We start from the raw sequence: 12,478 nt of genomic DNA, 5'->3' as shown, positions 1-12,478 counted from the left end.
AATAAAGATCATTTAAATATGAATTAAAACACTGAAATTAAACTTATTCAACGCAATGCCCAAACCAATATCTCTGCCAAATATAGTTAAAAATTATTATAGCATTTTGCAAGTTCCGACTTGTTTTAACTGAAAATTGGAGCTCAAAATAGAAGCGGATGCAAAATAAAAAACCTCCAAAATCAAATGACTTTGGAGGTAGTATTATTTGGGTAATACCAGGGACAACTATCTTAGTTTTCCAACAAATATCACACTACCGCCGATCGCTTCAGAAACTACTTCAAACTCAGCAGCTCCCTTTTGCTTCAAAAGGCTGAATTTTCCATCAGGAGCAGTGATATTACCATAATATTCTACATCATTAATTGTACCTACAGTATAAACGGTTCCGTATTTTTCAAAAGAAGTAAAAGGCTCAACTTTTAACGTTTTTAAATCTACAAGTGCAAATTTTGTTGGAGCGTTGTACCAGTCAGCAGGCTTTGCCGGTGGAGTAAACGTATTATCCAAATACTGAGCAAGGGCTTTATCTCCATGAACATAAGCTACTACATTTACTGAATGTGCCTTTAAAGCAACTTTTAGATCCACAAAAAAGTTAGGATCAAATGTCCCGTTAGGGTTTACTTTTAACAATCCACCAGCCGGAGGAGCATCTTTTACAGTACTGTAATCTAATGACAAAGATGTAGCACGTGAAGGTCTGTAGTACAAAGTACCGTCATTTCCTTTAGCAAACGTATCATACCCCATTGACATACGAGAATCTTTAACATAAGAAACTGCTTTTGAAGCTATATCAAAAACTGCAATTTGTGCATATTGTGGAAATTTATTAAAATCAGTAGGCGTTGCGGCCACCGGTAAAATGATTTTTTTTGCAGAAGTAACATAACTCATGTAAGTAGATGTTTTTATACCAGCATCGTTACTTAACGGTAATGGAGTCACTGCAATAGTTTCTGTTATCGTCATAGTCTCCGGATTGAACTTAATAATTTTCCCATCATTTAAGGCGAAAAAATAAGCCTCTGTTTCGGACACGAAAGCAGGAGGTCCAAAAGTACCGCTAACTCCGGTACCAGCAAGACTTAAAGCATCTGCCTTCGAAATTTTCATTTCTGTACTTACATTATATTTGGTCAAGGTCGAAGCTGTACCATTCCAAACATAAGGATGTTCGCCAAACGAATATACTGTTGCGCCCGGACCTATCTCTGTCATTGTTTTATAATCAAGAGTTGATGGGAATTTATCGTATGCTCCTAAATAAAAAACTCTTCCGCCAGGCGTATTTACACGAACTGATGCGATAACTGCAGGATTCTTACCTTGACCTTCATCTGTTTTGGTATCATCTGAGCTACATGATGTTAACGCGAATACAGAACACATTATGGCTAATACTGCATGTTTTATAAAAAATCGATTTGTTTTCATACCTGTTTGGTTATATAATTATGATTAAAATTGAGTTACTAGTTTGATATTAAATGATCTTCCTGGTTTTTGCACACCAAAAAAGTCATAATTTTTTTCGTTGCTTAAATTTTGTATTTCAGCAGTGATCGCATATTTGGCGCCTTTTATACTATTGTGGTAGGTCGTGCCAAAGTCAAGTGTCTGCTGACTCGGTATTACAAATGGATTTACAGAAGCACTTTCCCAGCTTCTATAAAATTCATATACATATCTTACATCGAGAAAAAGAGATACTTTATCTGCCTTGCCGATTAAGTTGTGAAAAGAATAATTAGCCCCACCGTTAGCAAAAAAATAAGGCTGATTAGGCACTCTGTCTCCTTTGTACACTGCAAATATTCCTTCGTTTGAATCATTATAAAAGTGCTGATATGTACTATTCGCATGAAAAGAGAGTTTGTCGTCTTTTGAAGTCCAGCTTCCCGAAACTTCAATTCCTTTAGAAGTGGCCGCAAATACATTCTGATAAATATTATTGCGATCTACACTCGGAACAAATAAGATCTGATTGTCTATCTTTCTTAAAAAGACATTGGTTTGAACTTGCCAGCTGCTGCTTTCATAATTTGCTTTTGACTTGAAAAAAAGCTCAAAATTGACGTTGTGACTGCGTTCGGGTTTTAAGTTTATATTCCCTTGTATGAATTGTCCGTCTCCGAACAACTCATCGGTTTGAGGCAAGCGGGTAGCATATTCGTACGTTAACTTGGTAGAAAACTGTTCGTTGAATTTAAAACGAAATCCATTTCCAAAACCAAAATAGTTCACACTATTCTTTTCTTTTATTACGGAATTATTAGATGGTATTTTCTCCTCAGAATTTATTTTTTGTAGATAATTTTTAGCAAAAAAAACATTCTCTAATTTTTCATTAATGGCGTTTATTTTAAAGTCTGCACCATTAATCCATGTAAACATTTGTCTTGCAGCACTGGCCGGATCATAACCGTTAATAAGCCGGTCGTCTCCGGTTTGTTTGGAATAGGTAGGTGCTGAAGTAAAACTCAAAGCATATTGATCGTTAATTTTCCATGAAGCTTTCAGACGTGAAAAAACATCATTATTCCAGGTATACGTATCACTCGGACCAGTAGATTCCGAAATTTCTCCGCTGATATTTCCTGCAGAACCCTCAATACGCTCACCGTACCAATTGTAGACAAAATCAGATACATCTGTAAACTGACGCTCCATATAGTTATATCCCGAAATAAAATCGAGTATAAAGTTTTTACTAAAATCATTGCGGTACGTAAGAACAGATCCGCCAGACTTTCGATAAGTCATAACCTCTCCGTAAGGAACTCCAACCATTAATTGATTGTGCTGGATTTCCTTTGTATAATCGGTATAAAATCCTTCGACACTCAATTCTTTAGCCCAAATTCTGTCTCTTATACCCGTTTTTAACTGCACTCCCAAACCTTTGTATGCATCATGAAATCGCGGTACGGTTACTTTTTTTATTTTCCCGGCATTATCCGGAACATCAACATCTACTTTATAATTGTTTTGAGAGCTGTCGTAAAATGCACTTCCTCTTATAAAAAAACCAGTCTTTTCATTATAATTATTAAGTATTATTGATGTACGGTAAGTTCCAAAAGATCCCGCCTGAGCTGAAAAAGATCCACTAAAGCCAGGTTTTATTTTTGGAGTGATTAAATTGACAGCACCACCAAGAGCATCTGCTCCAAATTCGATAGGGACAACTCCCTTATAAACTTCAATACGATCAATTAAATTAACAGGGACGGTTGAAATACCGAAAGTATATCCGTGATACTCTAACGGAATACCATCTAAGAAAAACCTGATTTGATTTCCTGTGAGTCCATTCATCGAAAAATTTGTTCTGGAACCTAAACCACCGCTTCGTCTAACGCTAATGCCTTGCGTTTGAGCAAGTACTTCGCCTAAATCGGCAGTTTTAAACTTGGCTTCCCGCATTTCTATTACAGAAACGGCTTGTGCCGACTGCTCTTTTTTCTTTTTTTCAGATACACCCTTTACCACTACATCATTTAACTTCTCTGCCTCTTTCGACGTTTTGCTAACCTTTTCTAAAGTTATGGCAACTGAAGAATTGAAAGAACTTTCTAAAACAATTTTATGTTTCCTGGAGATATATCCATCTGAGCTCGCTTCAATGGAATAACTGCCTTTTGCAAGATTCTCGATCTTATAAAGTCCATCAGCATCAGTTTTTACATTTATTTCTGTACCTAAAAGCTGAATATTGACTCCGCTTAATGGAGTGCCGTATTCGTCATTAACTTTGCCAGAGATTGTGTTTTGTGCGATTAAAAATGTCGTCGAGAATATAAAGAGCAATACTATTTTGAACCTCATGAAATAAACTTAGAATTATGAATTATTTTTATTTAGAATGAATAAAAAAAGTGCAAAAATATAAAATTTTATCAATTAACAATACTCCTAAGGGGAAATAAAAATTTTACCACCTATAGCATATCAATACAAAATGTTGTGAGGTTGATAGAAGTTATTCTTTTAATTAACGATTTCAGCTATTCACTTAAGAGATTATTATAGTACAGCTGATTTTATAAGTAGCGCCCTCTTTCGGTATAAATATTTGAAATGTTAAAAAAGGGCTAAAAGCCCAAAAGCGTAAAAATAATGCAACGCATTATAAATTTAGATAATCAATCATATTGCCCTGAAAAAGAAGCATAAGCAGTTATAAATAAAGCATAAGGCCTTGATTAAAAGTTGCTAACTTTCGGAAATATCAAAAAGTAATATATGTGCTTTTTGGGTTATGCTTTCGCTCTTACAGAGCTTAAAGAAGTATTTATCATTATTCATAACACTTCGTGCAATGTTACTGCTAAGGCTCTTTCAGAGCAACAGATTCCATATACTTGTCTCTTATAGGGTAAGCTGTAAATTATTATTATTTTGCAATTAAGAAATTTTATGAAAATGTAAAACTTTAAAAGATTGCAAAAAGCTGCCACTTTTATCCCTAAAGTCCTTTACGGTAAAGAGAATACTATTTATATCACTCCACAACTTTTGAACCTGATCCCCTTTTCTCATTTTTATTAAGTTTCAAAATAGCATTAAAAACAAAAAAACCTGTAAATCGAACGATTTACAGGTTTTTAAAATGTTTCGGTTTTTGAAAAGATTGGAAAAGCTTCCTTTTACTTCTTTAACCCTTTTGTGGGGAGAGCAGGATTCGAACCTGCGAAGTTCACACAGCAGATTTACAGTCTGCCCTCGTTGGCCGCTTGAGTATCTCCCCTAATTCACTAACACGAATTTGTAATTCGCGCTCGCTTCGTATGTCATAAAAAAACTCCTTAAAAAAGTAAGGAGTTATTTGTGGGCGATGAGGGGTTCGAACCCCCGACCCCCTCGGTGTAAACGAGGTGCTCTGAACCAGCTGAGCTAATCGCCCTATTTTACTAGGTTGCTATCGTTTGTGATTGCGAGTGCAAATATACAGCTAGATTTTGTATTTGCAAGTTTATTTTGAAAAAAAATCAAATAATTTTACGCTCTACTCCTTACCTGTCTGGCGGTCAGTTGTTTTTCATTGCAACTTTTATTTGATCTATTTGATGAAAGTGTCTAATAATATGATTGATGAAAAATTGAAAGGTGTCTCCCAATTTTAGCTTGATGAAATTTGAAATAGAAATCTTAATCTTCACTTTGTTTAAACTCACGTTTCGGGATTGATTCAGTAAATCCAGAAGTTTGATTTGTTGGTTTATAAATCTATCAATTACCGATTCGTCAAGTTTGGCATTCAGCGGGTTCTTGTCCTTAAAAGTTTTCATTCTATTTAGCTTTTCTTTTGGCAACATACTTTTCGCAAAATAATTACCTAGAATTCCACTTTTAAATTCTAGATCAGTTCCAGTAGTTGATTTTTTTATTTCATTTTCTATTTGCGGTAAATAATAATCACCATACAAATTCAAATGTTCCAAACATTCCAGAATGTTCCAGGAAGTTTCATTTTCCCTCCAGGTCAAAGCATTCAAATCACAATTCTTTAATTTTTCTGCCTGATTGATAATTTGTCTCGTATGCTCTAAAAGCGTTTGTATTAATTTATCTGATTGCATAATTATATTTTTCTTTATGCAAAATTGTAAAAAGCATTTTCAATAAATCTTGATTGAAGTCAAGACTTTTTTAAGCGGGATAAAGTTTCGGCACTCATTCTTAAATAATTGGCAATATGTCGGTTTGGGATTTCCTGAAAAAGCTGTGGGCTTCTCTTTAAAACCCTTTCATATCTTTCTTTTGGTGAATTTGTCAGGATATCAACCTCACGTTCCATCTGCTGAACTACCAAATTTTCCAGAATTTTTATCCATAGATTTCTATTGCTTTCTGTTTCTAAAAATTTGTTTATTTGTTGTTTGCTTACGACTTTTATAACTGTTTTTTTTATGGCTTGCATAAACAAATCTGAAGGTTTACCTGTTAAAAAAGAGTCCAGTGAAACGATTAGATTTTCTTTATAACCAAATCTAATCGTGCGTTCTTCATATTCGTCTAAAACAAAAATCCTCAGACTTCCGCTTACTATAAAATACATATTGGTGTCAATACTACCTTTCACTTTAAGAAATTCGTTTCTGTCAATGGTTATTGTCTTTTCCGAAAGTTCAATAATTTCTTTCATTCTCTATCTAGGCGTGAGTTTTACTATGTTTGTAGCTAAAATATTCAATTGTATTCCCCTTTCTCTTTGTTCAAGTGTAAACACTATTTATCGGGTATAGAATCTTGCAATACTACACAAAAAAAGAATATTAGAATTAGCTTTCTGGGTAAATCGATTTTTTTTATTTTTTGAAATGGTCATTAATCCTGGCATATTTTGAAGCAATTCCATTCACATATTCACCCTAAGAAAATTAAAAAGTATTATAAATATACCGAAATATCCATCCAGGCAATACAATTGTGAACATGCCCAGGAGGTACTGCACTAAAAATGAGTCGGCTACCATCAGGAAAGAACTTTGGGTGTTGTGCATTGAGTTTAACTGTCGAATCTGTCAGTTGGACAGCACCGTTTTCAGGTTTATTTAAATTGAACAAATAGAGTGCGTAACCGCCGTCCCGATTGCTCTCGAAAGCAATATAGTTTCCATCAGGCGAAATAGCAGGAGCACGCCCTTGAAAGTGCTTATCGAAGTGCTCTAAACTTGCCGAAGATTCCATGGGTACTGATAAAAATTCTTCCCCATTCTCAATATTAAGAAAAATATAGTTTTCCTCCTGATTATAACTACCATCGGCTGAAGACTGGCCGGCAAACGCTATTGATCTGGGATTATCAGGAAAAACTGCAGGCATACCGCCAAAAACCATATTACCGTTTGTATCCTTACCATTCATATTAGCAATAATCCTATTTCCGTCAACATCAAATAATGTACTATGCGGTTGTGGCTGGTGTAGCGACTTTTTATTATTCATCACAACAAAACCTTCAAATGATGGATTGATAGCCCATTGTGGATAATTACAATGTTCTGTGTTCTCAATCTGTTTTAGGTTATTACCGCTGACATCCACTGTCCAGACAGCAAGACGTCCCTCCTGTTCTAAATTTAAAACTATTGCATTACCAGTCCATGCAGGTCTGGTTTGTTGAGGAAAATCACAATCAGTGAGAAAAAGTCGCGGAGATGGCTTATTGAGATCATGAACAATAAAAAGTTTGGTGACCAACGTCCTTAATTCAGGACTATATGATATTCGTTCAAATACTACGGCTTTACCATCCGGACCAATTGCTGGGCGGTAATCATTAAAAAAACTATTTATATTGCCCTTTTCTAACGTAACCCAATTTAATTCCGGATAAATGCTCATCATTCGATTCGTGTTATTGATTAAATAATCATTTTTCTCTTAGATTCACTATTTAAAACCTGGCTATATTTTTAAAAAGAAATCCTAAAACACTCAAAACTAAAGTATTTTTACTTTGAAACTATACGTAAATATACGTGATTACAAACCCATAATTCTATTAAACCCTCAATTTGCACAAACGACATGTTCGCGTTACTAAATTTTATCTCTCCGATATGGTCACCATTTCATCTTAAATTTATCAACGTCTTTACTTTATAAAATCCATGACAGTCGTACCATCATAGCGATGCACTCCCTTCATAGATCCAAACCAAATACTACCATCGCGAGCTTCTAAAATGCCAAAAAGACCATTTCCTTCTAATGCAATTTCGGTTACACTTGGCTTTTTATCAGATAAAGATTTTCCGTCATACCGAAGAAGCGCCCAAATCTGACTGTTATTCCTCTGTGAACTTGTCCATATATTGCCTGTTTTATCCTCAATTATATAACCTGTGAAATTCTGTGCAAAATTGATAAATGTATTACCATCATAGCGCCAAAGACCATCTTCCCCGCTAAACCAGATATTACCTTTTTTATCTTCGATTAAAGAACGAACATTTTTAAAAGGTTTTTTATTGCGACTGAAAACAGAAAACGTCTTTCCATTATAAGTAAAAGTGTTACCTCTTGTCGCAAACCAGAACATACCTTTTTTGTCTTCAATAATAGAATTAACTTCGTAAGGACGCCTATTCGGAAAAGTTTTCCCTGTTTGATCCTCATTCATTTCGTCGCCATCTATGATATAATTTCGAAAAGATTTCCCATCATAACGGCTAGCTCCTCCCGACACACCGAACCAGATATTGCCTTTTTTATCTTCATAAATACTTGTAACTTCATTATTGAGAAGTCCTTCTTTAGTTGTGAAATTCTGAAAGGATTTACCATCATAACAATAAACACCAGAACCAATAGAGCCAAACCACAAGTTGCCTTTTCGGTCTTCTAAGAGAGAAAAAAATCGGGTCGAAATTACCTTAGTTGTAATGTTGGTAAAAGACTTTCCATCGTACCGATAAACACCAGAAAATGAAGCAATCCAAATAATATTCTTTCTGTCCTGTATGATATTCCGGGTTATCCATTCAGGACCATGAGATGTAACTACATCTTTGGCTTCGGAGTGGATAATGATTTTTCTTGCTTCCGATTGGCTTTGTCGGCAAGAGGTGTAAAAAAAAAGTATTGATAACAAGGCACAAAACTTTAAGTATTTCTTCATAGTGTTCTGATATTAGTCTCGATTTTATTTCGAACTAAAATAGAAATAATTCTTAATAATTTGTAGTAATATTATTTCTTATATTTAGCATGGTCTTTTTTCTGTAATCAAAACAAAAAACCGGAGCAGTTGAACAAAAAATTCCCAAAACGAAAAAAAGAGACTCGAAAGTCTCTTTGTGGAAATAATATAACTTTACAAATCCTATTTTTCTTTTAATAATTTTTCCAAAGCATTTATATGTTGATCTTTAGCTTTTAAAATCTCCAAATTCAATCGCTTAATTTCTTTTGTCAACTATTATATCCGTATTTCAAATAGATTATCCTTTTAAAAGGGCAGAGTTTCGTTTTTATGTCATTTCGACGCAAGGAGAAATCACAACAGAAACTCCACTCCTAAAATCATCAATCTTTGTCGAATTACTAGTGCGATTTCTCATAAAACACATAAATGTGAGAAAAATCCAGAATATAAAAAAACTCCTTAATTTCTTAAAGAGTTTTCTAGTGGGCGGTCAGAGTCTAACAAAGATTATCCCTAACCTAACAATTCAACTCAATTTAATTCCTATGTTTATTTAAGCTAACTGCAACGCGAATTCTATCATTTCTTTAAAAGAATCTTGTCTATCATCCGCTGATAGAGCCTGTTTTTTAAGAATGTGATCGGATACAGTTAAAATAGCCAGAGCCTTTTTCTTGTATTTAGCAGCAATAGAATACAACGCAGCTGTTTCCATATCAACAGCCAAAACGCCATAAGTTTTCCAATTTAAAAAAGGATCACCTAAATGACTTTCAGTGTAGAAAGAATCGGAGGTCAATATTGACCCTGTATGGGTATTTATGTTATTTTGCTCTGCAATTTCATAGGCCTTCTTTAATAATTCAAAATTGGCAGTAGGAGCAAAATCATTTCCATTAAATCTCAATTTATTCATCCCGGAATCTGTGCAAGCACTCATGGCTAAAACAATATCCATCATGTTTACATCTTCCTGGATAGAACCACAAGACCCAACTCTAACCAACGTTTCTACACCATACTCTTCAATTAATTCCGTAATATAAATAGAAATTGAAGGCATTCCCATACCTGTACCCTGCACGCTAATTCTCTTACCGTTATAAAAACCGGTATATCCCAACATACCTCTCACCTCATTATAGCATTTGGCATCTGTTAAAAATGTTTCCGCTATCAACTTTGCTCTTCTTGGATCTCCAGGAAGTAAAACAAAATCTGCTATATCACCTTTCTTTGCATTGTTATGTGCACTCATATTATTATTTTTTTTTGATTTATAAACTATATTTCTCTACTTCAATTTACTTGATTTGAATACTATTTCAAAACATGATGCTCTAACCTCTTCGAATGAAAAATCAAAATGTTTTAAACAAGCTAAGTTAATCATTAATTTATTCTTGCTTTCGCTAAATAAAACACAAACAACACCCCATAGACCTTCCATAAAATAAAAAACCTCCAAAATCAAATGACTTTAGAGGTGGTATTATTCGTGAGCGATGTCGGATTCAAACCCCCAACCGCTTCCGATGAAAAATCAAAATGCTTTGAACAAACTAAACTAATCTTTAGTTTATTCTTGCTTTCGCTAATTAAAATACTGACAATACCCCCATAGACCTTCCATAAAATAAAAAACCTCCAAAATCAAATGACTTTGGAGGTTTCTCAAAATTAGTGGGCGATGAGGGGTTCGAACCCCCGACCCCCTCGGTGTAAACGAGGTGCTCTGAACCAGCTGAGCTAATCGCCCTATTTTACTAGGTTGCTATCGTTTGTGATTGCGAGTGCAAATATACAGTTAGATTTTGCATTTACAAGCTTATTTTGAAAAAAAATGAAGCAATTTTATAAAATATTCTTTAGCAATCTATCTATCAGTCTCTTAAAAAGGAAATATTTTTAAGTTATTTTATCCATTTAGTTAAAAAACGAAAACTCACAGGCTAATTTCGAATATTCTTTTGTATTCACTTGCTATAATCATACATTTGCATACCTTAATAGTATACTCAAATGCCTAGATATCAAGAAAACGATTTACCTAAAGCTAAATTAGACTCTAATTCACTTCAAAAAGCACTTCGAATTTTTAAATATGGTAAAAATCACAAATGGAAATTTTTCCTGGGATTGGTTTTTCTCTTATTAACCAGTGCTACCGCCCTGGCCTTTCCTAAATTAATGGGAATGCTTGTCGATTGTGTTACAAATAAAAACCTTAACAGGGCCAACGAAATTGCTGTCGGTCTTATGGTTATTCTTACACTACAGGCTATCTTTTCTTTTTTCAGAATTTCCCTTTTTGTAAATTTTACCGAAAATTCACTTTCTAACATCCGTTTTGCTTTATATGAGAATTTGGTAAAACTACCGATGTCATTTTATTCCCAAAAACGTGTTGGAGAATTAAACAGCCGAATCAGTGCCGATATTTCACAACTACAAGATACCTTCACCACCACTATTGCTGAGTTTTTACGCCAGCTGATTTTAATTATTGGTGGATTTGTGATTCTAGGAAACATCAGTCCAAAGTTAACCCTGATGATGCTGGCCATTGTACCTATTGTTGCCGTAGCAGCAGTTGTCTTTGGAAGATTCATTCGTAAATACGGAAAGAAAACACAGGATAAAGTAGCCGAAAGCCAGGTAATTGTTGAAGAAACACTACAAGGAATTAGCAATGTAAAAGCTTTTGCCAACGAATGGTACGAACTTCAACGCTATAAAAACAAAATTAAAGAAATTGTACAAATCGCTATTAAAGGCGGGCAATACAGAGGTTACTTTGCTTCGTTTATCATCCTTTGCCTTTTTGGATGTGTGGTTGCTGTAGTCTGGTACGGAATCACTTTAACCATTAAAGGTGAAGTTGAAGGTGTTGGAGATTTAATTTCTTTTGTACTTTATACCACATTTATTGGAGCCTCTTTCGGAGGTATTGCAGAGATGTATGCTCAGATTCAAAAAGCGGTTGGTGCAACCGAACGTGTTTTTGAATTACTGGAAGAAACTCCTGAAGAAATTAATGCAAAGGCAAGAACTACTCCGATCGAAAAAATCAAAGGAAATGTAGCCTTTAAAAATGTAGCCTTTAGTTATCCTTCAAGAAAAGAAGTTGAGGTTTTAAAAGAGGTAAACTTTACAGCTGAATTCGGTCAGAAAATAGCAATTGTAGGACCAAGTGGTGCCGGAAAATCCACTATCTCTTCCCTGCTTTTACGTTTTTACAACATAACTTCAGGTGAAATAATTGTAGACGGAAAAAGCATTTATGATTATGACTTAGAAGATCTACGCGGCAACATGAGTATTGTTCCTCAGGACGTTATCTTGTTTGGCGGAACAATTAGAGAAAATATCGCATACGGAAAACCAAATGCCACCAATGAAGAAATAATAGCAGCTGCAAAACAAGCCAATGCTTTTAACTTCGTTGAAGGTTTCCCGGAAAAATTCGAAACCTTAGTAGGAGAACGTGGTGTTAAACTATCAGGCGGGCAACGTCAGCGTATCGCTATCGCCAGAGCATTACTTAAAAATCCGAGTATCTTAATTTTAGATGAAGCTACATCTTCTTTAGATAGTGAAAGTGAAAAACTGGTTCAGGAAGCTTTAGAAGTTTTAATGGAAGGAAGAACCAGTATTATTATTGCCCACCGTCTTTCGACCATTAGAAATGCAGATAAAATCCTGGTTCTGGATCATGGAAAAATCACTGAAGAAGGTACACATCAGGAATTAATCAATTTGGAGAATGGAACTTATAAAAACTTAAGCAACCTTCAATTTAGCAACTCTTAA

8 protein-coding genes and 3 tRNA genes are annotated in these 12,478 nt (G+C 34.7%); 1 reads left to right on the top strand and 10 read right to left on the bottom strand.

Features of this window, described 5'->3' with window-relative positions:
* Positions 1-228: 228 nt before the first annotated feature.
* The 10 genes from OGZ34_RS15040 to OGZ34_RS14995 all read right to left on the bottom strand — a co-directional run bounded on the left by OGZ34_RS15040 (position 229) and on the right by OGZ34_RS14995 (position 10,424).
* Positions 229-1,443 (bottom strand): hypothetical protein, encoded by a 1,215-nt coding sequence (locus tag OGZ34_RS15040; protein WP_173967838.1) that lies wholly within the window; start codon positions 1,441-1,443, stop codon positions 229-231.
* A 24-nt stretch (positions 1,444-1,467) separates the two neighbouring features.
* A complete protein-coding gene (locus OGZ34_RS15035) occupies positions 1,468-3,837 on the bottom strand; it encodes a TonB-dependent receptor (protein ID WP_263360739.1) in 2,370 nt (789 codons plus the stop codon).
* A gap of 841 nt (positions 3,838-4,678) precedes the next feature.
* Positions 4,679-4,759, bottom strand: a tRNA-Tyr gene (locus OGZ34_RS15030).
* 81 nt (positions 4,760-4,840) lie between these two features.
* Positions 4,841-4,915: transfer RNA gene (locus tag OGZ34_RS15025), tRNA-Val, on the bottom strand.
* A gap of 124 nt (positions 4,916-5,039) precedes the next feature.
* Positions 5,040-5,591, bottom strand: a complete 552-nt coding sequence (locus OGZ34_RS15020; RefSeq protein ID WP_263360738.1) for a DinB family protein — start codon at positions 5,589-5,591, stop codon at positions 5,040-5,042.
* Positions 5,592-5,650: 59 nt separating this feature from the next.
* A complete protein-coding gene (locus OGZ34_RS15015; RefSeq protein WP_173968481.1) occupies positions 5,651-6,157 on the bottom strand; it encodes a Crp/Fnr family transcriptional regulator in 507 nt (168 codons plus the stop codon).
* A 245-nt stretch (positions 6,158-6,402) separates the two neighbouring features.
* The gene (locus tag OGZ34_RS15010) at positions 6,403-7,362 is read right to left on the bottom strand and encodes a TolB-like translocation protein (protein ID WP_263360737.1); all 960 of its coding nucleotides are present in this window, start codon (positions 7,360-7,362) and stop codon (positions 6,403-6,405) included.
* Between the two features lie 250 nt (positions 7,363-7,612).
* Complete coding sequence (locus OGZ34_RS15005) at positions 7,613-8,638, bottom strand: ligand-binding sensor domain-containing protein (protein ID WP_263360736.1); 1,026 nt, start codon at positions 8,636-8,638, stop codon at positions 7,613-7,615.
* A 580-nt stretch (positions 8,639-9,218) separates the two neighbouring features.
* Positions 9,219-9,923 (bottom strand): purine-nucleoside phosphorylase, encoded by a 705-nt coding sequence (gene deoD / locus OGZ34_RS15000; protein WP_173966613.1) that lies wholly within the window; start codon positions 9,921-9,923, stop codon positions 9,219-9,221.
* 426 nt (positions 9,924-10,349) lie between these two features.
* Positions 10,350-10,424 (bottom strand) — tRNA-Val (locus tag OGZ34_RS14995).
* 263 nt (positions 10,425-10,687) lie between these two features.
* Here OGZ34_RS14995 and OGZ34_RS14990 point away from each other — a divergent pair.
* Positions 10,688-12,478: an ABC transporter ATP-binding protein gene (locus tag OGZ34_RS14990; RefSeq protein ID WP_173966614.1), complete on the top strand. Its 1,791-nt coding sequence runs from the start codon at positions 10,688-10,690 to the stop codon at positions 12,476-12,478.

The sequence above is a fragment of the Flavobacterium collinsii genome (assembly GCF_946903285.1).
GTDB classification, from domain to species: domain Bacteria; phylum Bacteroidota; class Bacteroidia; order Flavobacteriales; family Flavobacteriaceae; genus Flavobacterium; species Flavobacterium collinsii.
The sequence above is the reverse complement of the archived record's forward strand: the minus strand, read 5'-3'. Positions and strand labels throughout refer to the sequence as shown.

Coding starts and splice junctions, on each gene's coding strand:
- OGZ34_RS15010 (WP_263360737.1), bottom strand. CDS start 7,362: ATGATGAGCATTTATCCGGAATTAAATTGGGTTACGTTAGAAAAGGGC.
- OGZ34_RS15005 (WP_263360736.1), bottom strand. CDS start 8,638: ATGAAGAAATACTTAAAGTTTTGTGCCTTGTTATCAATACTTTTTTTT.
- OGZ34_RS14990 (WP_173966614.1), top strand. CDS start 10,688: ATGCCTAGATATCAAGAAAACGATTTACCTAAAGCTAAATTAGACTCT.
- OGZ34_RS15015 (WP_173968481.1), bottom strand. CDS start 6,157: ATGAAAGAAATTATTGAACTTTCGGAAAAGACAATAACCATTGACAGA.
- OGZ34_RS15040 (WP_173967838.1), bottom strand. CDS start 1,443: ATGAAAACAAATCGATTTTTTATAAAACATGCAGTATTAGCCATAATG.
- OGZ34_RS15020 (WP_263360738.1), bottom strand. CDS start 5,591: ATGCAATCAGATAAATTAATACAAACGCTTTTAGAGCATACGAGACAA.
- OGZ34_RS15035 (WP_263360739.1), bottom strand. CDS start 3,837: ATGAGGTTCAAAATAGTATTGCTCTTTATATTCTCGACGACATTTTTA.
- deoD (WP_173966613.1), bottom strand. CDS start 9,923: ATGAGTGCACATAACAATGCAAAGAAAGGTGATATAGCAGATTTTGTT.